The sequence below is a fragment of the Pseudomonas sp. NPDC077451 genome (genome assembly GCF_044543345.1).
In the GTDB taxonomy this organism is placed as follows: Bacteria; Pseudomonadota; Gammaproteobacteria; order Pseudomonadales; family Pseudomonadaceae; genus Stutzerimonas.
On record NZ_JBITVX010000001.1, the window covers coordinates 489,376 to 510,070 of the forward strand.

Genomic DNA, 20,695 nt, shown 5'->3' on the forward strand with positions numbered 1-20,695 from the left:
GGTTAGCCAAGATCCGCGAATGGGTTGGTCTTCTTCTGCCTGGTGCCGGAGCCAATACGCGCCCGGGATTCAGGATCTAGGTATAGGTCACGCTCGGTTAGGCGCAGCTGGGCCAGCTTTGAAGCGGGGAAAGCAGCTGGATCTGCCCGAAACTCAGCCTCGATACAGCAGTACCGGGCAAGCTTGGCGGCGTCGGCCTGGGTATAGAGGTTGCAGCGGGCCATAACCGCCTCTACTTCGCGCCATACGGCCAGTTGGGGGCCTTTCAGGTAGTCCGGTGCTGTTGGATAGCCAGCGGCCGGGGGTTCGTACCCTTCGGCCTTCAAACCGTGCCGGTCTGCTCTATAAGTGCCCTTCAGTTTGAGCACGTTGTCAGGGGTTCGCCGGTTAGCCATCAGTCACCGTCCGGAATGTTTGAAGTGACGACGTGGAAAAGAGGCTCCCCCCGTCGTTCGGGCAGCCGATCCATTCAGCTTTTCACCCGCCCCCTGCCTCACAGGCCAGCGATGGAGCTCTTCTAGGGCTTTCGTTGATGCCTGGTAGTGGTACGGCGGCGTCTCGCTTGTATGGTCGCTGTGGAGCGTTCTAGCTTTGTAGATATGCAGGAAGTCGAGCAGATCGTTCCGTCGCATAATGTCTGCCTCGATTGATGATTAGGTGCCTGCCGCCAGCGCCGTTTGCATTCGGCTAGGAATCTGCTGCGCAGGCTGTCGCGGTTCTTTTTCCGCCTGGTGACTCACGACTTTACCCAGGGCCGGATTTCCCTCGCGGGCCGCTCCGGCAGCGGTACCAACCCGTCAACTCACGGGGTAGGGTTCAGAGCTACGCTCAGCACAGCACCGGGGGCGAATACAGCCAGACCGAAACGTCCCTCGGCCAGAATGGTGGTCTGGTTTGTTACGAAGTTGTCCCTATCCTCACGGCTTGCCATGACAGTGACTTGCTCACGGTCCAGGAGCGCGACTTGAGAGGTATCCATGACCAGAGCAGTACCGACGGTAATGCCCGGCGCGGTCACGACCGGCAGGCCCCAAAGGTTCTGGCCGGACGGGTCACGAGGGGAGCCGAGCACGTACTGGCCGTTGCCTGTTTCGGCGCGCTCGGAAGCGATGGCAAACCAGTCGGCGGGGTGCATCACGATTACAGACGGGTTCCAGCCAGCGGCCTCCAGGGCGGTCTTGGCTTGGCCGACACGATCAGATGCGTGGGTGGCGGTTGGGGTGTAAGCGGTGGCCTGCAGCTCAAGGCCGAGGATGTGGCCAGTAGTACCATCACCTTTCATCAGCTCCGCCTCGAGCTTGGCCTGGACGCCGTAGCGCAGCAGGTTGTCGAGCTGATTCTGCAGTGCCGGCGCGTCAGAAAGAATCTGATTCGAAGCGCGCACCCAATGCGCAATGGTGATGATGTTGGCGTTCTTCACTTCGAAGGCGGGCGCGGACTCTGCCTTCAGGCTGCCTTCGGTGACTTGCACAGCGGCACCGTTTGCCGCGGTGGCCAAGCTCATAAACTCGAACGATGAGCTGTTAACCGGTACGACTGGCAGCAGATCCAGAAGCGACAGACGCACCTGCGGATTATTGAAAAGGCCGGGGGCGCGTTGCGGTTGTACGTCAACTCCGGCGCTAGTTAAGGCCTTGCGCAGGGACGGAAGATCGCCGTTGCTGAGCACCACGCGGCCGGTGCTGTTGGCGCCATCGCGCAGGCTTTCGAGTTGCTTCGACTCAATGAACGAGTCAACCGGGCTGGACTTGCGGCCGAACGATCCTGGCTCGATATCCCCGCCGCGGCGCGCCATCTTCTGCTCGAGATCTTCGATGCGTGCAGTTACGCCCTTAACGCCCTTGGTGAGTTCGTCTTTCATGGTTGCAACTGCGGCGCCGTGCTCTTCCAGGGCCTTGGTGATGATTTCAGTGGTCATGCTTATTCCTCAGCGCTTTTGAATGAGCGCAGTGATGTTTTTGATTTGGGCCGCGACCGCGGCAAGGTCTCGCTCTTGTTCTTCCGCTTCCTCGCCATCCCGGCCAGAGAGAGCGGGCCACGCCAAGCCGGTGAGCGTTTTGGCTTGGCGGCGTGAGAGACCCAGCGCATCGCGCACTAGGCCTTCGAAATCTCGAGGTGATTCGCAGTCGGACAGGCACTTCACGGAGCGCACCACGGCGCCCGGGTTAGCCGGCACGCTGACCAGCGATATCTCGGTCAGGTCGACGCCTTTGAAGTAGCGAATCCCGTCTTTGTTGTAGACGTCTGAGGCCTTCGCCTGAAACCCGATCGACAGGCTCAGCGCTCTGGACTTGAGCAGGGCGTATGCCTCAGCAGCTCGCGGGATTGAAAGCTCGAGCTTGCCGTGGGCCTCTAGACCCTGGCCGGTATCTTCAAGGCCAAGCCACGCACCGATAGGCTCGTCTCCTTTGTGCTGCCAGAGCATCGCGGGCATCGAGCCCAGTTCGGCGTGATCAGTCAGCGACTTGTCGAATGCGCCTGGCAGGATCATGTCTCCGTGACGGTCGACCTTCGCGTAATCCCAAGCGACTGCGGAGAACTCCCCTGATTCGCCGAGACCCTTCAGCTGCATAGGCAGGTCGAGCGTCAGCTTCATTTGTCGAGCCCCTTGATTACCGGGGCTAGGACTTTCTCCAGCAGATCCTCATGAGCTTTGCGGGACGCATCGAGGCCGATCAGGAGTGCGGCGGCGTCTAGGTTTCCCAGATCCGCCTGCGACCGAACGAAGTCCATCGCCTTGTTGATCTCTGCCTTAGTCGGTCGACGCTGACGGCCCCTGGTCGGGATTGGATGGGTCATTTTGTAAAGCCTCGATATGTCGTGTTTGGCGTCATGTCGTCGCCTGATGCACGTATATTAGGCTTTATTTACGGGGCGTAAACCTCGATATTTCGGGGCCTCCAGCCAATCTGTCCGGCTTTGTCCGGACTTGTTTCGACATGAAAACTGCAGCGAATAAACCCGACGAACGGTCATCGTTGGGCGGGCGAGTGAGGCGTTTTGGTCTCACTGAGACGATTTGGTCTCGGTGAGATATCCCCAGTTCTGGGGAAAACCCTCTGCCTTGATAGCGGGAAACCCTCTAACTTGATCGAGTGAAACCGCCAATCTGGTCCGAGTCGGACAGGTTGGTCTGTCTGGCCGTGCCGGAAATGGCACTTAGTGTTGAAAACGACACAGTGTGTTGATTTCGACACGGTGGTGGCAGGCTGTCGACACTACCAACTTTGGTAATCTCGACCGTTCTGATCGACTTGTGGGGCATCCTGGAAACCCAGCGGTAACCCGGCCGGTTACGGCTGGGTTTCGGCCACAAAAACCCCGCTCGATGGCGGGGTTTGGTGAATTACTGCTTAAGCCGCTTTGCTCGCTAGCCCCCGCACTTCATCGATTCGGTTTTCGGTTTCTGTCAAGCGCTCCGCTAGCGTGCCCAGCGACTTCAGCAGCCAGCCGATGTCGACCGCGGTCTCTTGGCTAAGCTGGTTGGCTCCAGCAGTGAGCGCCATGAGATGACCGATAGCCGAGATCCCGAACCTTATTGTCGCGGCCTCGCCTTCGGCCAGGTTTGAGACTCGCCTCAGCTCCTCGGCCGACATTGCTGAAAGAGTGGCGTCGGAAGGCAGCAGCTCACTCCAGTCAAGGTGGCTCATTTGGCCACCCCGTGGGCCGCATTGAGTTCTTCGGCCTTGCAGTCGAAATGATTCGACCAGTCGCACCCTAGATAGGAGGTCAGACTGGCGAGCGCCTTAGCGCGTGATAGCTGATTGTTATTTAGCGCGTCACGCGTCGCAGCCCCTAGCGCCTCCATCCATTGCAGGATTTCGCGAGCCTGGGTCACGTTGTCGATAGCGTCGATGGGGCAAGCATTGTTTTCAATTGGTGCGTTCATGGTGTTACTCCTGTCGTGGCGCCGGTCCCCCTCCCTAGGTTCACGGTGCCGCGTGAATGTGTGTTGGTTATCTGTCTGTGGATGTCTTACTTGAAGCAGCTCGTCGGTGAGCAAAACCTGTAGTGGGTGGCAGATCTAAAAAGGTGTACAGATTGTGAACACGTAGAACGGATGGGATGGTTCAGTTTCTGAACACGTAGCGAGCCGTCAGAAACAGAGCCGGACGAAGCCGGACGATCCTCGATTTCTACGTGTTCACTTTCTGAACCGGTCCCTGTTCACTTTCTGAACCGGAAGAAATCGAACCGAGCAGGGTGGGCAGCGGCCGCGGCGGTGCATTAGTCGGCGCTACCTCAAGGCCTTTACCGGGGCACTCGTCGATACGTAGCCAAGCCAACGCATAGAGCGCACATCTCGAGCCGTGCCTACTGAACAGGCTACTTCTCGTCTGGACGATCCAGCCGGCGTTCCCTAGTTCGGTTAGCGCCTTCTGTAGGGTTGCAGGCGACCCAATGCCCCATTCCTTCGCCATAGTTCGCGTGGCCGATAAGTCACCGTTGTTTTTGCCGTTGCTCTGCGCCATGAGCTCGACCAGAACAAGCCTGGCGGTTGCTGAGAGCGACCTATAACCAGGTGATTGCACAAGCCTTCGCTCAAGCTTGAAGAACGGCGCCGTCGACTTCTTTGTGGGTTTGCCCGCCATAAGTGCTCTCGGCTGATGCCGGCAGGTTTAGCTGCCGGCACTCGCGTTTAGGCCGCTTCCTTTACAAGCACGTACAGGCCAACCCGGTGAGGTCGGCGACCGCGCTCGGTTGGCTCGTATGCCCATTCGGTGAGAATTCCCCAGCCCTTACGGCGGAGATAACGAACGGTGCTTGGCGGGTGGACGATGTCTAGCTCCTGGGCCGCACGAATCGTCGTGATTGGTCCAGTGCGGAGGGCTTGAACGAGTCGCAACGCCTGCGCCTCAGTTGTGTGGTTTACCGGGGAGGGGATATCTGGCACGATGTGAACCTCGCGTTGGTGCTCGCCAATGTGGTTTTGCTCTGGGCAGAGTTGCAGCTCTGCCTCGAGCGTCCTCTCTTCGTTTTTACTCATACGACCTCCAGTCGATGCGCTCCAAGATTTCGGAGCAGTTCGAGATCCGCCAACTTGGCGGTCCCTGGTAGGTTTAGCCAGCCCAGCACGGCGCCGGCCTTTCCAATCAGTTTCACCTTCAGCGTTTCGGTGTTCACCGAGCGTTCTCCTTTGCCATCCTATTCAGCCAAGCCCGCAATTCCTCGACGAGGATCAGCCGGCGCTTGCCTGCTTTGAAGGAAATCAGATCGCCACGGGCAATAGCTTCATATACGGCGGAACGGGTGGTGCCGGATGCGCGGGCGGCTTCTTCGGGGCCGACGGCAATGGGTTGCAGGGTCGCGAGCTGGCTCATGTTTTTTTCTCCATCTGGCCGGTTGAGTTTGGAGGGAAGGGGTGCGGGCCAGATGTGTGCATCCTATGTGTAAGTAACAGTTGATGCAAGCGTGTCTTGATACTTTCTTTATCGTCGCTTACTCTGGCTGCACTAAGGAGATGGTAATGGCGAACAGATCAAAGAAAACGGTGCTATCGGTTAGGGTGTCCGGCTATGCCAAGTCATGCTTGGACGTGCTTGCAGCTATCGAGCAGAAGAGTCTTCCGGACGCCATCGAGGGTTTGCTTGAGCACGCTTTTGACCGGAAGTCGATCGCGCCGCCGGCATTTATTCGGCAGGACAAGCTCTCAAAGCAAGGCGAGCCGCGGATTCTGTTAGGCGAGCTAATGCGAGCCGTTTGGACAGAGGATTCGGAGCTTTTTAAGCTGAGGCTGCATTTGATTGAGCCTGCAGCGCTCAACGATAGGGATCAGGTCGTTACCGGAACGGTATTTAAGAATCTCGACATCTTCGCTGGTGACGACGATCTATTCGATAAGAGGGCTCGGGAGCTGGTTGTGGATAGCCCGGCAATTCCTAAGCTCAGCCTTTCACTGGTCAGCATTTACTGGCCTTTACTGAATGATTACGCTCGCTTCTTGGCGAACAACTCGCTCAATCTCAGCTTCCCTGATTATGTCGATATGCTTCGCAAAAGCGGCGAGCTCGACGAAATCTTCGAGGTGCTCTAGATCAGCTCCACCGCAGCCGCCTTGCTATCCGGTGCAAGGTGGGCATAGCGCAGCGTCATCTTGATATCTGCGTGTCCTAGCAGATCGCGCACCGTGTTGAGCGGTACGCCAGCCATCACGAGCCGCGACGCGAAGTCGTGGCGCATATCATGCCAGCGGAAGCCGATGATGCCGGCGTTCTTCAGCAACTCCAGCCAGGCCGTTTTAACGTCTGTCATGGGCTTGTCCTTCTCGCCTGGGAAAACGTAACCCGTTCCGCTCGCTTGTTCCTTCCAAGCCTTGAGAGTAGCCAGCGCCTCGGCGTTCAGCGGGATATGTCGCGTCTCGCTGGTCTTCGCCCCTTCGCCCGCTACGGTCAGCGTCTTGCCCTGCAAACTCACGTCTTGCCAGCGTAGGTTGAACACTTCGCCGCGCCGCATTCCCGTATTGAGTGACAGCAGAATCATGGGCTTCAGATGATCTGCGAAGGCGAGGGCGTGAAGATCCGGCAAAGGCTCCCGGTTGCGCTTGGCTCGCCATTCGTTCGCACTGTCACGCTGTGCTCGGGCGATCTTCTCCCGTGCCTCTAGCGCGCCCCTGAGGGCCATAGCTTCCTCTTTCGACAGGTAGCGAATGCGGCCAATCGAATCGACCTTGAGTGCTTTGATCCGGTCGAGAGGCGAGGCGGGCAGGTAATCCCATTCGACGGCGCGGCTGAATACTCCGCTGATGCTGCCCATCTTGCGATTCGCTGTTGACGGCTTGTTGCCTGCATTCAGCCAGGCGGTGCGGATCTGCTCCAGGTCGCGGCCGGCGATCTCATCGAGACGGCGGAACATGATCGGCTCGAAGCTGGTGTTCAGGGTGTGCAGTGTCTTTTCGTGCCCTTTGTGGTGGGCCTCGAACCACGGCATATATTGATCGTCGATGAACTGGCGCAGGGTAGGGAGGCCGGCACCCTTGCGGCCCTGGGAGACTGCCAGCGGTTCGCCGTGCTCGTAGGCATCGGCAAGATATCGAGCGGCATCGGTGCGCGCCTGGGCGAGCGTCAGAGTTCCGACTTGACCTAATGAGCGCTCACGGTTGCGCCCCCAAGTCACCATATAGCTTTTGTGACCGCTGGGCTGGACGCGAATGAATAGGCCCGGCTGCTCGGTATCGTATACGCGGTAATGCTTCGCCTCAGGGGTGAGACTGTTGATTAGCTTTTGAGTGATCTTGGCTTTCATCTTCCATACCAGCAACGTACCAGCATGAAAGACTATACGGGGCTGATTTACCGGATGCAACGGGACGCTAAGTCGTTGATTTGCAAGGTAAGTGCTTGATATGTAAGAGGGTCTTTTGACCCTCCTAAGGGGAAGGTTGTGAGTTCGAACCTCGCCTGGGACACCACATGAGAGCATTTGCCCATCTGGCCAAGATGGACAGGTCGTGCAGGTCATTGCCTTTAGGTCTGCTTCGATGGCGCATCTCCGTGCTGATTGAAGCCGGCTTCGGACCCTCCGTTCCTGCCTATCCTCACAACTGGCGCTTAGTGCTGGTCCTACGTACCTACTACAGTGTCCCAGCTACACGGACGCTTGGCGGCTCCATAACGGACCGCGAACCAGCAGGTCCTTTCACGCTGCTGGCAAGATTCGGAGAAGACGTGCCATTGCCATCGTCTCTGCTGCCACCGATCGGGTCGATCTCTGTCTCAGCCAACTACCAAGCACCATCGACACGTACCGAGTGCCCGATAGTTCAGGCCTTCCAAGGTGGTCTGAACGTGCGGGACGCGTTTGCGGGGGCATTTGAAGATGGGCGCCAGGCGTCACATTGGCTCAACATTCGAGCCTCTAGCTAATCACACCGTGCATAGGGTCAGCTATCAATACAAGCCGGTGTCTTGCGCCGTCGGTTCCCATGCTCAGACTGACTCGCCGTTTGCTTTGGTCGCGAGCTGACGAGTAGGTGCCGGGTAGGGAGGGTGGCTTTTGATCAACGCCGATCAGAAGCGTGCGCGTTGCTGTATCAACTAAACCGGTCGGTCACCTGATCACGTCGGGCTTCGCGCTGTAGCTGATAGACGAACCGTTCAACCTGTCTCTGCGTTAAGCCACTGATTCGGTGGAAGCGTATCCCGCAGAACGTTAGATCAAGTTTCTCATCGTAGATAACGTGGCGCAGCTCAGCTGCGGTTGTTATGGCGCCGAAAGGCAAGTGTACGGAAAGTTGATCATAGACTTGGCCGGACTGTAGGCCAGCTTGTAGATTCCCTGGGAAGCTCAGCTTGCAACCCGTTGCCGACATGTCCAAGACTTTGCCCACCAGAGGTTTCCTGATCGTCTTTCCGTTCAGTTGCGCTGCGATTGGCTGCCCGCTCAGTGTGGCGCGATAGGCGTTTCGCCTTTGGTGGTAAAGAATTTCGTCTGGCAGGTGAGCCCAATAGCAGCGCGCATCGTCCAGTTCGCCAAGATGCACTGGATGTGGATTATTCCAAGCGATTCGCACGCCCTCGTAAAAGCCTTCTATTTGGAAAGCTTCTCCTGACGCCATTAGTCGCTCACCATCGCTAGGTATCAGCTCGTCTAACGCAAGCCAGCCCTTTTCGCGGTTTATCTCTACCAGGTAAGTCTGGTACCGCTGAGCGCGCTCGGCAAAACGGACCTGCAGTGGGATATGGTTATCCAGCAGGGGGCGTAAATTTGCCTGAATTTCGACTGGAGTCTTGAGTATCTGAGGGGGCTGAGGGCCTTCTCCCTCAGCGAAAGGACTAGACACTTGGCGTTGCTCTCCGGCATGTAACGACGACAGACCAATGATAGCACTTTGATGCTATACGGCTGCGGATGGTTCAGGCCTGGCTGAGCGGGCGATGATGAGTGCTTTTGGCGGCAGCTCCCCGGCGATCATAAACGTCCGGGGTCTGGGACGTGCCTTGCAGTATTTGCAGCATGGTCCCTACGGCGCTCTGGTTGGCCCGGATAAGCTTGCCATTGCGTTCATTGGCTTTGCGGCAGTCCTCAAGGATGATCTCCAGCTGTTCTGCCTGGGCAAGGATCTCGCCGCCTATCTCCGAAGCTGCGGCAAACTGTGCCAAGCCGTTGCGGTCGGCGCTCAGCTGTGCCCTAGCTAATGCCTGGCTGCGTAGCGTGCCGTGTTGGCCCAAAAGTGCCAGCAGTGCCTGTTTTTGCGTGAGCAGCTGCTCCAGCCCACCGAGATTACGCTCAGAGAGGGCCAGATATTCCGCGTCGGTGAGCTCGCGTAGCGTTCTGGCGGTGTCGATATCGTTGGTCAGCTGCTGGAGCAATTCGGAATCTAGCATAGTGGCCTCTGTTGCACTCACGCCCGCTCGCATTGGTGTCAGGCTCAGCGCTGGCTTTCGAACGACAGTAGCTTCGATGCCACTCGCTGGCTGTCCACCTGATAGCTACCATCGGCGATTGCCTGCTTGATCTGAGCAACACGCTCTTGATCAACGGCGGGCTGCTGGTTCAACTTCTCGGTGGTCTGCTGAAGGCGCTGGGCTTCGGGGCTCAGCTGAACGCTCTCCCCCGATACCGGGCTGTTGCCGGTGGTCTTTGCTTCGTCAGTAGAGGGCTGCTGAGCCGTTGGTCGCTCAGTGTTCTGGACGTTGCTGCTACGCCCATTGCTGGTTGAATTGACGGCACTGTTAGGCCGATTGAAATCGATAACCATGATCGAAACCTCGAATAAGTCAGGACGCTTGCCTGCTTTTCGGCAAATCCAAATAAAACTTTAGTCTTTTTTCATACGGGCGGCTGGCGTAGCGGCGCCCGCCTTCACATTGCGACTTCTACTTGCCCGGGACCAACGACGCGGGCTTTGATGGTCCGTCCGGAGCGCTGGTTTTTGACTCTGATCTGAGAGCCAAGCGCGCCGTCGGACAGCGCCTCGCCAGGCATTCTTACATTTATCGTAGAGTTTTTCGCGCTGATTACCACCTGGTCGCCTTTTCGGACTATTTCAGCTGGTGATAAGTAGGTTGGAGGTAGCACCTGGTCGGGGAGGGCGCTACGGGTAATCTTATTGCCCAGCACTTGGTCGAACGAGGTCAGATAGCCTTGATTGAGCAGGCTGACGTCGCGCTCGGCAAGGGTAACATCGGCTAGCTCTACGACACTCTCTCGGGCCAGGGGCCGTCTGGCTACGATTACTTCCCGGAACAAATGGACCTGTGCAGGGACGAAAACGGACCAGGGCGAAGTAGCTTCACAGCTAACTCGCACGGTAATGCGACCAACGGGTTGTGCCGGGCTTTCGAGTCTGGTCGTCAATCCTTGATCGCAGGCCGCTAGCCGTAGGCGCGGGTCCAGCCTGTTCAGCTCGATCTCGTAGCGCGCCTGGATTTGACTACGCTGTAAATAGTCAGTTACTTCCCGCTCAAGAAAAGCGCGGGTCGCGTCGATAAGCTGTTCAGGTCGCGTAAAGCTTGCTGAGTCAGCCAGCTGGCTCAGCGCGCACAGAGTCGCCAACAGAAACGTTTGGAAAAGCGTCTTGCACGGATGCCGGAAAAAAGTCGTCTGTTTGCTCATGTGTTGGTTGAAGCAAGGGACGTGCCGTTTGTTGACCGTTCAGAAACTGACTGGGCAGGCGAGACAGGTATTTTGCAAATCGGTGTTGGCATGCATGCCACTTCAGCGCCAGATAGTCTGAGCTACAGATGTCTGCCCGCCCATCTCACACGCAAGAGGAACTGGCATGGCCGGTGTATTGGATTCGGTTAACCAGCGTACGCAGCTGGTGGGACAGAACCGTTTGGAGCTGCTGTTGTTCAGACTGGACGGCAAGCAGCTTTATGGCATCAACGTGTTCAAGGTCAAAGAGGTGCTGCAGTGCCCTCGGCTCACGGTCATGCCTCGGTCGAGCCCGGTGGTGAGAGGGGTGGCGAACATTCGGGGAAGCACGCTTTCTATCCTCGATTTGTCCGCTGCTACCGGAAAGCCAGTGCTACAGGATTTGCCGAATAGTTTTGCCATCATTGTCGAATACAACACCAAGGTGCTTGGTTTCTTGGTCCGCTCGGTGGAGCGGATAGTCAACATGAACTGGGAAGATATTCTTCCGCCCCCTAAGGGTGTTGGGCACGACCATTATTTGACGGCCGTGACTCATGTAGATCAACAGATGGTGGAAATCATCGACGTTGAAAAGATACTCGCCGAAGTGGCGCCGGTGTCCGAAGTGCTCTCGGTCAGCATTGCGGACGAGGCAACCAGTAACAAGGCGTCAACCAGTCGGGTACTGATTGTCGATGACTCGTCTGTGGCGCGTAAGCAGATCATGCGTTGTCTGCAGAATCTGGGAATCGAGGTCGTTGCGCACAATGATGGGCGGCAGGCGCTCACCTATCTGCGAAAGCTTGTAGCTGAGGGCAAGAAGCCGTCTGACGAATTCATAATGATGATTTCCGATATCGAAATGCCAGAAATGGATGGTTACACCCTGACGACGGAGGTTCGTCAGGATCCGGCTATGCGTGATATGCATATTCTGCTGCATACTTCGCTTTCCGGTGTGTTCAACCAGAGCATGGTCAAGCGGGTCGGAGCGGACGATTTTCTCGCCAAGTTTCAGGCAGATGATCTGGCCAATCGAGTGATAGAGCGGATCCGGACTACGGATAAGAATTGAGGCGTCGTCCTCTTAATATGACTGGTGGGCATTATTAGTGTCAGGTGATCCGGATTTCGATCAGTTCCGAATATTCCTCGAGAAGACGTGCGGCATTCTGCTGGGCAGCAACAAGCAGTACCTGGTGTCCAGCAGGTTGAACAAGCTTATGGAGCAGCAAGGGCTCAAAACGCTTGGCGATTTGGTCAGGAAGATTCAGGCCCAGCCGCGTAGCGGCCTGCGCGAGCAGGTCGTGGACGCCATGACAACCAACGAGACGCTCTGGTTTCGTGACACCTATCCTTTTGAGGTGATGAAAAACCGCGTTCTGCCTGAGCTGCTGAAAAACGCGCCGGGACAGCGTTTGCGTATCTGGTCGGCCGCTTGTTCATCAGGGCAAGAGCCTTACTCGCTGTCGATGACCATCGACGAGTACGAGCGCAGTAGTCCTAGCCACCCGAAAACGGCAGTTCAGATCGTGGCTACTGAATTGTCAGGCGCCATGCTTGCTGCATCGAAGGCAGCCGAATATGACAGTCTCGCTATCGCTCGAGGTTTATCCAGTGAGCGGCTGCAGCGTCATTTCGAGGTGAAAAGCCCGGGTCGTTGGGTGGTTAAGCCGGCAATTCGTAGTCGTGTTGAGTTTCGGGTGCAGAACCTGCTCGACAGCTATGCCGTGCTCGGCAAGTTCGATGTGGTGTTCTGCCGCAACGTGCTCATTTATTTTTCCGCTGATGTAAAGAAAGACATCCTCAAACGAATCCACGCGACGTTGAAGCCAGGCGGATACCTCTTTCTGGGAGCATCCGAAGCGCTGAACGGTCTTCCTGAGCTGTATCAGATGGTGCAATGCAGCCCGGGCATCATCTACAAAGCAAAGTAATGGTTGGTTCTTAGCAAAGGCGGCAGGAATCTGTCGCTATCGGCTGGATGAGCGGCAAAAACATAGGTCACGCTTTGCCGCTTTTGACGCCTAGTCCAATCCACTCTTCAAAAAAGCTTATAAATCAGTCAGTTGCCGAAATGGCATGGGCTTTGCTGTGTGTTTGCTAAGCAGACTTGTACCCGGCAAAGGGCTAGATCATGAGCATCAGTTTCGACAAGGCACTCGGTATCCATGAGAAGGCGCTCGGTTTTCGCGCTCAGCGTGCCGAGGTGCTTGCCAACAACATCGCCAACGCTGACACCCCCAACTACAAGGCGCGTGATCTGGAATTCAGCTCAGTGCTTGCTGCGCAAAACAGCAAGAACCAGGGCGGATTCGGTGTGGCGGTGACTAGCAGCAAGCATATTGCCGCCGAAGGCATGGAGATTGCCGATCCCGGCTTGCGTTTCCGCACGCCGGCACACGCGTCGCTCGATCAAAACACTGTTGATGCCCAGGTTGAGCAAGCGGCCTATGCCGAGAATGCTATCGACTTTCAGGCGAGTTTCACCTTGCTCAACAGTAAATTTCGGGGGCTCATGAGCGCCCTGCGCGGCGAATAAAAGGAGCAAAACCATGTCCCTCAGCAGTGTATTCAGCATCGCCGGCAGCGGCATGAGTGCCCAGAGCACTCGTCTCAACACCATTTCCAGCAACATTGCTAACGCCGAAACGGTGTCGTCTAGCGTCGACCAGACTTATCGCGCGCGTCACCCCGTGTTCGCAACCATGCTGCAGCAGGCCGACGGGTCGCCGAACGGGTCGTTATTCGCTGAGCAGGACCAGGCGGGGGCCGGCGTCCAGGTGCTGGGAGTGGTGGAAGACCAGAGCGAACTGCAAGCCCGGTACGAGCCCAACCATCCGGCGGCGAATGCCGAAGGCTACGTGTATTACCCGAACGTCAATGTCGTTGAAGAAATGGCCGACATGATTTCTGCCAGCCGGTCGTTTCAAACCAATGCTGAGCTGATGAATACAGCCAAGACCATGTTGCAGAAAGTTCTGACCCTAGGCCAGTAACCACTACGAGATATAGCCATGAGCACGACAGGCGGCGTCAGCGGTACCGGCTCGGTACTTGACCAATACCAGATCAAAGATCGCGAAGTTAAAAGCAACGACCTCGGCAAAAACGAGTTTCTCGAATTGCTGGTTACTCAGTTGAACAACCAGAACCCGCTGGAGCCGCAAGAGAACGGTGAGTTCATCGCGCAGCTGGCACAGTTCAGCACCGTTGAAGGTGTGGAAAAACTGAACTCAAGCATGGAAACCATGCTGTCCGGGTATCAGTCATCCCAAGCGCTGCAAGCATCTTCACTCGTCGGCCGCAAAGTAATCGTGCCGACTGACAAGGCGGTGGTTGATACCAGCGAGACATTCAAGGCCAGCATCGTGCTTCCGACGACCAGCAGCAACGTGGCGGTCAACGTCTATGACAGCGCCGGTACGGTAGTGAATCGGATCAACATGGGTCAGCAGGAAGCTGGCAATGTTTCGTTTATGTGGGATGGCAAAGACTCGAGCGGCAAAACCTTGCCGCCGGGTACCTATCGATTCGAAGCACAAGCCACTTATCAAGGCGAGACGAAGGGGTTGTACACCTTGCTTCCTGCCAACGTAGACAGCGTCACTCTCGGACAAAACGGCGGTGAGCTTCAGCTCAATCTGGCCGGTGTCGGCAGCATCGGGCTATCTCAAGTCCAGGTTATCGGTCAGTAACTACCGGCGCGCCCGGTAACAGGAGCAATTCATGTCGTTCAATATCGGCCTTAGCGGCATGCGTGCCGCCAGCAAAGACCTCAATGTCACGGGTAACAACATTGCCAACGCTGGCACGGCTGGCTTCAAGCAGTCGCGGGCGGAGTTTTCAGACGTCTACGCGGCGTCGGTGATGGGGACAGGTAAAAATCCGGTCGGTAGTGGTGTATTACTTTCAAATATTTCCCAGCAGTTCAACCAGGGAAACATCAACTACACCCAGAATGCGTTGGACCTTGCGATTAATGGCAATGGTTTTTTTCAGGTCAGTAATAACGGCGCGTTGAGTTATACACGAGCGGGTTATTTTGGTACGGATCGGGAAGGAGCTTTGGTTGATAACTTCGGCTATAAGCTGCAGGGCTTTCCTGTAGATAAGAATGGAAATCTGCAGAACGGAGTTGTAGGCGACTTGCAGATTCAAACTGCCAACCAGGCGCCCAAAGCTAGCAGTAAGATTGATACGGCATTCAACCTGAACTCAACGCAAAGTCCGCCCGCTACATGGCAGGCTACTTATGACGCGACTCTTCAATCGGCGTATGAAACGGCCTATAACGACTCGTTAACAGCCGCAGGCCAGGCTGCATATGACAGTGCTCCACCGGCAGACGCTGACGCTGCGCGCAGTGCTGCTCTCCTCGATGCGACTAATATTGCTCAAGCTCAGGCTGATGGAACCGCCGCAAAGGCTTTGCCTGTTAATACACTAGCTGCTTCCACTGCAGCTGCTAATACATTCAACCCGACTGATCCGACCACCTATAACAGTTCCACATCATTGAATATCTATGATTCGCAGGGTAACGCCCACGTTATGACCCAGTACTTCGTTAAGACGAGTGCGAACACGTGGGACATGCGGGTATTGGTTGATGGGCGCAACCCAAGAAATCCTAGCGATGATTCAGAGTATGTAATGGGGCTTACTTTCAACTCTGCTGGTAACCTAACCGGAGTATCCAATCCGGAAAACGGTCCATTTTCCGTGGGGCCCGATTTGAAAGTAACGCTTCGCAGCGCAACTGCAGGCGAGATCGCAGCTGGAAACGGTAACGGTTGGGTCCCAGCCATTTCCGATGGCGGCACGCCAGCAAAGTGGACGCCAAACGGCGCACTAGCGAATCCCGAGGGCATCGTGATGGATTTTACTAAGTCCACCCAGTTCTCAAGCTCTTTCGCGGTTAATAGTGTCGCCCAAGATGGTTACACCACCGGTGAGATGGCCGGGCTTGAGATCGACGACACCGGGCTGATCTTTGCTCGTTACACCAACGGACAGTCAAAAGTGCAAGGGCAAATCGTTCTGGCCAACTTCGCCAACGTGCAGGGCCTCACTCCGGCGGGCAAGACGCAATGGGTTCAGTCATACGAGTCGGGTGAACCGGTAGTCGGTACCCCAATGTCCGGCACCATGGGCGCTCTTCAGGCTGGCGCACTGGAAGATTCCAACGTCGAGCTTTCAGATCAGCTCGTCAACCTGATCGTTGCGCAGCGCAACTACCAAGCGAACGCCAAGACCATCGAAACTGAAAGCGCAATTACCCAGACGATCATCAATCTGCGGTAATTGCTACCTAGCACTGCGCGGGGTGGCGGGAAACTGCCGCTTCGTTTTCAGAAGGCCCTTCGGGGCCTTTTTTTTGTTATAAAAGGCTTTTTTTTTCAAAGGCTTAAGCCTAATTTGAGTAGTTGGCACATGGCTTGCTTTGTTTTGCAGCATAGGTCTGTTTAGTGTCAATTCGGGTGCAGCGGAGGTTCCATGGACAAGATGCTTTATGTGGCGATGACGGGCGCGAGCCAGAACGCTCAAGCCCAGCAGGCGCATGCCAACAACCTGGCAAACATCTCGACCACGGGCTTCCGGCGTGACTTCGAGCAGGCGCGCTCCATGCAGGTCTTTGGCGACACTTTTCCAGCACGTGTGTATGCCATGACCGAGCGGCCGGGTACGGACTTCAGCTCCGGCACCTTGCAAGAGACCGGTCGGGACCTGGACGTAGCGGTTGAGGGCGATGGCTGGATAGCTGTGCAAGCGCCGGATGGTAGCGAAGCCTATGCCCGTACCGGCAGCCTCAATATCGACACGCTTGGCATGCTCAGGACCGGCGACGGTTTGCCGGTGCTCGGCAATGCCGGGCCGATCGCCGTGCCGCCAGAGGAAAAAGTGGAGATCGGCGCTGACGGCTCGATCAGCATCCGCGCGCTGGGTGAAGATCCAAATGTGGTGGTGACGGTCGATCGCCTGAAGCTGGTCAATCCCGATCCAAAGCAGCTGGAGAAGGGTACCGACGGCCTTATTCGATTGAAGGATGGGCAGCCTGTCGAGGCTGACGCCGCGGTTCGTGTGACCTCCGGCTTCCTTGAGGCAAGTAACGTCAACGCTGTTGCCGAGATGACATCGATGCTGGCCCTGTCCCGGCAGTTCGAGCTGCACGTGAAAATGATGCGTACTGCCGAAGAAGATGGTGCCGCTGCGGCCCGAGTCTTGCAGATCAGCTAATCAAACTAGTCGGCGCGACCAGATTCCGGCGCCATAGGAGAACGACATGCTTCCAGCACTGTGGGTGAGTAAGACCGGTCTGTCCGCGCAGGATATGAACCTGACCACCATTTCCAACAACCTGGCCAACGTCTCGACCACCGGCTTCAAGAAAGATCGGGCTGAGTTTCAGGATTTGCTCTATCAAATCCGCCGCCAGCCTGGTGGCCAGTCCAGCCAGGACAGTGAGCTGCCATCGGGTCTGCAATTGGGTACCGGTGTGCGGATCGTCGGTACGCAGAAGCAGTTCACCGCCGGCAGTCTGCAGACCACCGAACAGCCGCTCGACATGGCCATCAACGGCCGTGGCTTCTTTCAGGTGCTGCTACCCGACGGAACAGTTTCCTACTCGCGTGACGGCAGTTTCCATCTGAACGCTGAAGGCCAGATCGTGACCTCGAACGGTTACTCACTGGAGCCGGCGATTGTCGTACCGCCGGAAACGCAGACATTCACCGTGGGCGAGGACGGCACTGTTTCCGTCACAACGCTGGGTAACCCGGCACCACAAATCATTGGCAACATCCAGACCGCTGACTTCGTCAACCCGGCCGGTCTGCAGGCGATGGGCAGCAACCTGTTTCTGGAAACCGCCGCAAGCGGTGCGCCACAAGTCAGTACACCTGGTCTCAATGGCCTGGGTACCGTGCTGCAAAACACCTTGGAAAACTCCAACGTTAGCGTGGTCGAGGAGCTGGTGAACATGATTACCACTCAGCGCGCCTATGAGATGAACTCGAAAGTCATCTCCACGGCCGACCAGATGCTGTCCTTTGTCACCCAGCAGCTTTAACCGCTGTCAGCCGCTGGATTGAGGTGAATATGCGCCGCTTGTTGATTGTTCTTCCGCTGATGTCCGCCGTGATTGTGTCCGGTTGCATGGCGCCAGCTCCGAAGCCTAACGATCCTTACTACTCGCCAGTTCTGCCGCGCACACCGCTGCCTGCTGCACAAAACAACGGGGCGATTTACCAGGCGGGCTTCGAGACTAATTTCTACGACGATCGGAAGGCCTACCGGGTTGGCGACATCATCACCGTCACGCTCAACGAGAAGACACAGGCCAGCAAAAATTCAAACTCGAAAATCTCCAAGGACAGCAGTGCCAATATCGGCCTTGGATCGCTGTTCGGCGGTGCTGTTTCGATGGCCAATCCGTTGACCGGCAACAACATGAGCCTGGGCGCCGAGTATGAAGCGGCGCGTGATACCTCTGGTTCTGGTCAGGCCGGGCAGAGCAATAGTCTCTCCGGTTCGATCACGGTGACCGTCTCGGACGTGCTGCCCAACGGAATCCTAGCGATCCGTGGAGAAAAATGGATGACGCTCAACACGGGCGATGAGCTGGTGCGAATTGCCGGGTTGGTACGTTCGGACGATATCGCCACCGACAACACCGTCCCGTCGACCCGTATCGCTGATGCCCGCATTACCTACTCTGGCACCGGCGCTTTCGCTGATGCCAGCCAGCCAGGTTGGCTGGACCGTTTCTTCATCAGCCCGTTGTGGCCGTTCTAAGCAGGTGCAGGCAATGAAACTGTTCAGCTCGATTCTGATTGCCTTGCTTTGCTTTGCAGTGCTTCCTGCCCATGCCGAGCGGTTGAAGGACATCGCCACCATTCAAGGCGTACGTAGCAACCAGCTGATCGGTTACGGTCTTGTGGTTGGTTTGAACGGCAGCGGCGACCAGACGACCCAAACGCCTTTCACGGTGCAGACCTTCAATAACATGATGGCGCAGTTTGGTATCAAGGTGCCCGCGGGCGGCAACGTTCAGTTGAAAAACGTGGCGGCCGTGTCGATACACGCCGAGCTTCCGCCGTTCGCCAAGCCGGGCCAGACGATCGATATCACCGTTTCGTCGATCGGTAACGCTAAAAGCCTGCGCGGCGGCAGTCTGTTGATGGCACCGCTTAAAGGGATTGACGGAAACGTCTACGCCATTGCCCAGGGCAACCTGGTCGTTGGTGGTTTCGATGCTGGCGGCGCGGATGGTTCGCGGATTACCGTCAACATCCCGTCGGCCGGTCGGATCCCTGGAGGGGCGACTGTGGAGCGGCCAGTGCCGAGCGCTTTCAACCAGGGTACGACCCTGACGATGAATCTCAATCGCCCCGACTTCACTACCGCCAAGAACGTTGTCGATCATATCAATGAGCTGCTCGGCCCAGGCGTGGCTCAGGCACTCGATGGTGGCTCGATCAGCATCACGGCACCGCTGGATCCAAGCCAACGTGTGGATTACCTGTCCATCCTGGAAAATCTGGAGGTGGACGTGGGTCAGGCGGTCGCAAAGGTCATCATCAACTCGCGCACCGGCACCATCGTGATCGGCCAGAACGTCCGAGTTCAACCTGCAGCTGTTACCCACGGCAGCCTGACGGTGACCATTTCGGAAGATCCGCTGGTGAGCCAACCGAACCCGCTTTCAGACGGCCAGACAGTGGTCGTTCCTAACTCCAAAGTGAAGGCGGAGCAGGAGGCCAAACCGATGTTCAAGTTCGGCCCTGGCACCACGCTTGATGAAATCGTCCGCGCCGTGAATCAGGTAGGTGCTGCCCCCAGCGACCTGATGGCGATCCTCGAAGCGCTCAAGCAAGCCGGTGCGCTGCAAGCCGACCTGATCGTTATCTGAGGAACGGGACATGGAAAATCGTCTGGGACTGGGTCGTCGTACCCCTGATAGCGGTAGTTACTCCGACCTCAACCGGCTGAACCAGCTCAAGGTTGGCAAGGACCGCGACGGCGCCGAGAACGTGCGCAAGGTCGCTCAGGAGTTCGAGTCCTTGTTCATGAACGAGATGCTCAAGTCGATGCGTTCGGCCACCGAGGTCATGGCGAAGGACAATCCGTTCAACAGCCAGGCCAGCAAGCAGTACCAAGATATGCATGACCAGCAGCTCTCAGTCACGCTGTCCAAGGAAGGCGGTGGCATAGGGCTGGCCGATGTACTGATTCGCCAGTTGAGCAAGGATCAGAAACCTGTCGAGAAGCCCAATCCGTTCGCACAGGTTGCACAGACTGAAGGTGCCAAATGGTCGAGCAACCCTAACGCCAACACGACGCTCGCTAAGGTTGACCCGGCCCGTAACGATACCCAGTTGCTCAACCAGCGTCGTCTGGCCTTGCCGGGCCGTCTGGCCGAGCGGGCGCAGGCGGATCTCGCTGCCGCGAGTCCCCAGGCCGAGCAAGCAAACCAAGCGGGAGTGGCTCAGCCGTTGGTCAATCTCGACTGGAAGCCAGCCACCGCTTTCGCGGCGCCCAAAGAAGCAGCTTTGACCATCAATGGCGTCGAGGCGAGCGCCCCGAGCAAGACGCGCTTCAGCTCTCCGGCTGAATTCATTGCGACCATGTTGCCCATGGCAGAAAAAGCAGCCAAGCGTCTCGGCGTAGAACCGCGTTTCCTCGTGGCCCAGGCTGCGCTCGAGACAGGTTGGGGCAAGTCGATGATCAAGCAGAAAGACGGCAGCAACAGCCACAACCTGTTTGGTATTAAGGCTAATGGCTGGAGCGGGGAGTCGGCGAAAGTCACCACGACCGAATACGTAAACGGCAAAGCGACCAAGCAGGTAGCCGGGTTCCGGGCTTACGACTCGTTCGAGCAGAGCTTCAACGATTACGTCCGGCTGTTGGAGAACAACGAGCGCTATAAGCCCGCGATCCAGGTCGCCAGCGTCTCTGGTGATTCCGAGCGTTTCGTCAACGAATTGCAGCGGGCCGGTTACGCAACCGATCCGCAGTACGCGAATAAGATCAATCAGATCGCTCGTAAAGTGCAGACCTATCAGACAATTGCCGACGCCAGCACGTCGCCCGCGATGCGGACTAGGGGTTAAAC

The 20,695-nt window shown here is 56.9% G+C and carries 26 protein-coding genes; 12 read left to right on the plus strand and 14 right to left on the minus strand.

All coding sequences use genetic code 11. The features are described 5' to 3' along the window. Positions 1–2: 2 nt before the first annotated feature. From ACIGHL_RS02325 to ACIGHL_RS02365, 9 genes are all read right to left on the minus strand, one after another. On the minus strand, positions 3–395 hold the full coding sequence (locus ACIGHL_RS02325) for a hypothetical protein (RefSeq protein WP_128119179.1): 393 nt from the start codon (positions 393–395) through the stop codon (positions 3–5). Positions 396–802: 407 nt separating this feature from the next. After that, positions 803–1,918 carry a phage major capsid protein gene (locus ACIGHL_RS02330; protein WP_128119180.1) on the minus strand — a complete coding sequence of 372 codons (1,116 nt, stop codon included), beginning with the start codon at positions 1,916–1,918 and terminating at the stop codon, positions 803–805. A gap of 9 nt (positions 1,919–1,927) precedes the next feature. Continuing rightward, on the minus strand, positions 1,928–2,596 hold the full coding sequence (locus tag ACIGHL_RS02335) for an HK97 family phage prohead protease (RefSeq protein ID WP_128119181.1): 669 nt from the start codon (positions 2,594–2,596) through the stop codon (positions 1,928–1,930). After that, positions 2,593–2,799, minus strand: coding sequence for a hypothetical protein (locus tag ACIGHL_RS02340; RefSeq protein WP_128119182.1), 207 nt, complete (start codon positions 2,797–2,799; stop codon positions 2,593–2,595). Before ACIGHL_RS02340 ends, ACIGHL_RS02335 begins: the two co-directional genes overlap by 4 nt. A gap of 554 nt (positions 2,800–3,353) precedes the next feature. Beyond that, complete coding sequence (locus tag ACIGHL_RS02345) at positions 3,354–3,650, minus strand: hypothetical protein (protein WP_128119183.1); 297 nt, start codon at positions 3,648–3,650, stop codon at positions 3,354–3,356. After that, positions 3,647–3,889: a hypothetical protein gene (locus ACIGHL_RS02350; RefSeq protein ID WP_128119184.1), complete on the minus strand. Its 243-nt coding sequence runs from the start codon at positions 3,887–3,889 to the stop codon at positions 3,647–3,649. The genes ACIGHL_RS02345 and ACIGHL_RS02350 overlap by 4 nt, the downstream gene beginning before the upstream one ends. A 750-nt stretch (positions 3,890–4,639) precedes the next feature. Beyond that, a complete protein-coding gene (locus ACIGHL_RS02355) occupies positions 4,640–4,987 on the minus strand; it encodes a helix-turn-helix domain-containing protein (protein WP_128119185.1) in 348 nt (115 codons plus the stop codon). Beyond that, the gene (locus ACIGHL_RS02360) at positions 4,984–5,124 is read right to left on the minus strand and encodes a hypothetical protein (RefSeq protein ID WP_181689951.1); all 141 of its coding nucleotides are present in this window, start codon (positions 5,122–5,124) and stop codon (positions 4,984–4,986) included. Before ACIGHL_RS02360 ends, ACIGHL_RS02355 begins: the two co-directional genes overlap by 4 nt. Beyond that, entirely contained in the window at positions 5,121–5,321 is a 201-nt protein-coding gene (locus ACIGHL_RS02365; RefSeq protein WP_128119186.1) for a helix-turn-helix domain-containing protein, read from the minus strand. The genes ACIGHL_RS02360 and ACIGHL_RS02365 overlap by 4 nt, the downstream gene beginning before the upstream one ends. Before the next feature lie 83 nt (positions 5,322–5,404). Here ACIGHL_RS02365 and ACIGHL_RS02370 point away from each other — a divergent pair, with 83 nt between their 5' ends. Further along, complete coding sequence (locus ACIGHL_RS02370) at positions 5,405–6,034, plus strand: hypothetical protein (RefSeq protein ID WP_499175693.1); 630 nt, start codon at positions 5,405–5,407, stop codon at positions 6,032–6,034. Here ACIGHL_RS02370 and ACIGHL_RS02375 read toward each other — a convergent pair. The 5 genes from ACIGHL_RS02375 to flgA form a co-directional block, all read right to left on the minus strand. Then, positions 6,031–7,242, minus strand: coding sequence for a site-specific integrase (locus ACIGHL_RS02375; RefSeq protein WP_128119188.1), 1,212 nt, complete (start codon positions 7,240–7,242; stop codon positions 6,031–6,033). The genes ACIGHL_RS02370 and ACIGHL_RS02375 overlap by 4 nt on opposite strands. Positions 7,243–8,029: 787 nt before the next feature. Further along, a complete protein-coding gene (locus ACIGHL_RS02380; RefSeq protein ID WP_128119189.1) occupies positions 8,030–8,779 on the minus strand; it encodes a flagellar brake protein in 750 nt (249 codons plus the stop codon). Positions 8,780–8,852: 73 nt separating this feature from the next. Next, positions 8,853–9,323: a flagella synthesis protein FlgN gene (locus ACIGHL_RS02385; RefSeq protein ID WP_045426010.1), complete on the minus strand. Its 471-nt coding sequence runs from the start codon at positions 9,321–9,323 to the stop codon at positions 8,853–8,855. Between the two features lie 44 nt (positions 9,324–9,367). After that, a complete protein-coding gene (gene flgM / locus ACIGHL_RS02390) occupies positions 9,368–9,697 on the minus strand; it encodes a flagellar biosynthesis anti-sigma factor FlgM (RefSeq protein ID WP_045426013.1) in 330 nt (109 codons plus the stop codon). A 104-nt stretch (positions 9,698–9,801) separates the two neighbouring features. Continuing rightward, positions 9,802–10,554 (minus strand): flagellar basal body P-ring formation chaperone FlgA, encoded by a 753-nt coding sequence (gene flgA / locus ACIGHL_RS02395; protein WP_128119190.1) that lies wholly within the window; start codon positions 10,552–10,554, stop codon positions 9,802–9,804. Between the two features lie 166 nt (positions 10,555–10,720). Here flgA and ACIGHL_RS02400 point away from each other — a divergent pair, with 166 nt between their 5' ends. The 11 genes from ACIGHL_RS02400 to flgJ all read left to right on the plus strand — a co-directional run bounded on the left by ACIGHL_RS02400 (position 10,721) and on the right by flgJ (position 20,693). Next, positions 10,721–11,653 (plus strand): chemotaxis protein CheV, encoded by a 933-nt coding sequence (locus ACIGHL_RS02400; RefSeq protein WP_046162218.1) that lies wholly within the window; start codon positions 10,721–10,723, stop codon positions 11,651–11,653. A 37-nt stretch (positions 11,654–11,690) separates the two neighbouring features. Beyond that, on the plus strand, positions 11,691–12,515 hold the full coding sequence (locus ACIGHL_RS02405; protein ID WP_128119191.1) for a CheR family methyltransferase: 825 nt from the start codon (positions 11,691–11,693) through the stop codon (positions 12,513–12,515). 200 nt (positions 12,516–12,715) lie between these two features. Continuing rightward, a complete protein-coding gene (gene flgB / locus ACIGHL_RS02410; RefSeq protein WP_128119192.1) occupies positions 12,716–13,120 on the plus strand; it encodes a flagellar basal body rod protein FlgB in 405 nt (134 codons plus the stop codon). 13 nt (positions 13,121–13,133) lie between these two features. Next, positions 13,134–13,577 carry a flagellar basal body rod protein FlgC gene (flgC, locus tag ACIGHL_RS02415; protein ID WP_128119193.1) on the plus strand — a complete coding sequence of 148 codons (444 nt, stop codon included), beginning with the start codon at positions 13,134–13,136 and terminating at the stop codon, positions 13,575–13,577. 18 nt (positions 13,578–13,595) lie between these two features. Beyond that, positions 13,596–14,276 carry a flagellar hook assembly protein FlgD gene (gene flgD / locus ACIGHL_RS02420; protein ID WP_045426030.1) on the plus strand — a complete coding sequence of 227 codons (681 nt, stop codon included), beginning with the start codon at positions 13,596–13,598 and terminating at the stop codon, positions 14,274–14,276. Between the two features lie 31 nt (positions 14,277–14,307). Then, positions 14,308–15,885, plus strand: coding sequence for a flagellar hook protein FlgE (locus tag ACIGHL_RS02425; RefSeq protein WP_128119194.1), 1,578 nt, complete (start codon positions 14,308–14,310; stop codon positions 15,883–15,885). 192 nt (positions 15,886–16,077) lie between these two features. Further along, positions 16,078–16,818: a flagellar basal-body rod protein FlgF gene (gene flgF / locus ACIGHL_RS02430; protein ID WP_128119195.1), complete on the plus strand. Its 741-nt coding sequence runs from the start codon at positions 16,078–16,080 to the stop codon at positions 16,816–16,818. A 46-nt stretch (positions 16,819–16,864) separates the two neighbouring features. Next, on the plus strand, positions 16,865–17,650 hold the full coding sequence (gene flgG / locus ACIGHL_RS02435; protein WP_046162214.1) for a flagellar basal-body rod protein FlgG: 786 nt from the start codon (positions 16,865–16,867) through the stop codon (positions 17,648–17,650). A gap of 29 nt (positions 17,651–17,679) precedes the next feature. Further along, on the plus strand, positions 17,680–18,375 hold the full coding sequence (gene flgH / locus ACIGHL_RS02440) for a flagellar basal body L-ring protein FlgH (RefSeq protein ID WP_128119196.1): 696 nt from the start codon (positions 17,680–17,682) through the stop codon (positions 18,373–18,375). A gap of 13 nt (positions 18,376–18,388) precedes the next feature. Continuing rightward, positions 18,389–19,492: a flagellar basal body P-ring protein FlgI gene (locus ACIGHL_RS02445; protein WP_128119197.1), complete on the plus strand. Its 1,104-nt coding sequence runs from the start codon at positions 18,389–18,391 to the stop codon at positions 19,490–19,492. 10 nt (positions 19,493–19,502) lie between these two features. Beyond that, a complete protein-coding gene (gene flgJ / locus ACIGHL_RS02450; protein ID WP_128119198.1) occupies positions 19,503–20,693 on the plus strand; it encodes a flagellar assembly peptidoglycan hydrolase FlgJ in 1,191 nt (396 codons plus the stop codon). Positions 20,694–20,695: the final 2 nt, after the last annotated feature.

Bases quoted from the DNA above. Each gene is read 5' to 3' on its own strand.
- ACIGHL_RS02375 (WP_128119188.1), bottom strand. From the start codon at position 7,242: ATGAAAGCCAAGATCACTCAAAAGCTAATCAACAGTCTCACCCCTGAG.
- ACIGHL_RS02330 (WP_128119180.1), bottom strand. From the start codon at position 1,918: ATGACCACTGAAATCATCACCAAGGCCCTGGAAGAGCACGGCGCCGCA.
- ACIGHL_RS02355 (WP_128119185.1), bottom strand. From the start codon at position 4,987: ATGAGTAAAAACGAAGAGAGGACGCTCGAGGCAGAGCTGCAACTCTGC.
- flgF (WP_128119195.1), top strand. From the start codon at position 16,078: ATGGACAAGATGCTTTATGTGGCGATGACGGGCGCGAGCCAGAACGCT.
- flgB (WP_128119192.1), top strand. From the start codon at position 12,716: ATGAGCATCAGTTTCGACAAGGCACTCGGTATCCATGAGAAGGCGCTC.
- ACIGHL_RS02365 (WP_128119186.1), bottom strand. From the start codon at position 5,321: ATGAGCCAGCTCGCGACCCTGCAACCCATTGCCGTCGGCCCCGAAGAA.
- flgH (WP_128119196.1), top strand. From the start codon at position 17,680: ATGCGCCGCTTGTTGATTGTTCTTCCGCTGATGTCCGCCGTGATTGTG.
- flgM (WP_045426013.1), bottom strand. From the start codon at position 9,697: ATGGTTATCGATTTCAATCGGCCTAACAGTGCCGTCAATTCAACCAGC.
- ACIGHL_RS02345 (WP_128119183.1), bottom strand. From the start codon at position 3,650: ATGAGCCACCTTGACTGGAGTGAGCTGCTGCCTTCCGACGCCACTCTT.
- ACIGHL_RS02340 (WP_128119182.1), bottom strand. From the start codon at position 2,799: ATGACCCATCCAATCCCGACCAGGGGCCGTCAGCGTCGACCGACTAAG.
- ACIGHL_RS02350 (WP_128119184.1), bottom strand. From the start codon at position 3,889: ATGAACGCACCAATTGAAAACAATGCTTGCCCCATCGACGCTATCGAC.
- ACIGHL_RS02445 (WP_128119197.1), top strand. From the start codon at position 18,389: ATGAAACTGTTCAGCTCGATTCTGATTGCCTTGCTTTGCTTTGCAGTG.
- ACIGHL_RS02400 (WP_046162218.1), top strand. From the start codon at position 10,721: ATGGCCGGTGTATTGGATTCGGTTAACCAGCGTACGCAGCTGGTGGGA.
- ACIGHL_RS02385 (WP_045426010.1), bottom strand. From the start codon at position 9,323: ATGCTAGATTCCGAATTGCTCCAGCAGCTGACCAACGATATCGACACC.
- ACIGHL_RS02425 (WP_128119194.1), top strand. From the start codon at position 14,308: ATGTCGTTCAATATCGGCCTTAGCGGCATGCGTGCCGCCAGCAAAGAC.
- flgD (WP_045426030.1), top strand. From the start codon at position 13,596: ATGAGCACGACAGGCGGCGTCAGCGGTACCGGCTCGGTACTTGACCAA.
- ACIGHL_RS02370 (WP_499175693.1), top strand. From the start codon at position 5,405: ATGCAAGCGTGTCTTGATACTTTCTTTATCGTCGCTTACTCTGGCTGC.
- flgA (WP_128119190.1), bottom strand. From the start codon at position 10,554: ATGAGCAAACAGACGACTTTTTTCCGGCATCCGTGCAAGACGCTTTTC.
- ACIGHL_RS02325 (WP_128119179.1), bottom strand. From the start codon at position 395: ATGGCTAACCGGCGAACCCCTGACAACGTGCTCAAACTGAAGGGCACT.
- flgJ (WP_128119198.1), top strand. From the start codon at position 19,503: ATGGAAAATCGTCTGGGACTGGGTCGTCGTACCCCTGATAGCGGTAGT.
- ACIGHL_RS02335 (WP_128119181.1), bottom strand. From the start codon at position 2,596: ATGAAGCTGACGCTCGACCTGCCTATGCAGCTGAAGGGTCTCGGCGAA.
- flgC (WP_128119193.1), top strand. From the start codon at position 13,134: ATGTCCCTCAGCAGTGTATTCAGCATCGCCGGCAGCGGCATGAGTGCC.
- flgG (WP_046162214.1), top strand. From the start codon at position 16,865: ATGCTTCCAGCACTGTGGGTGAGTAAGACCGGTCTGTCCGCGCAGGAT.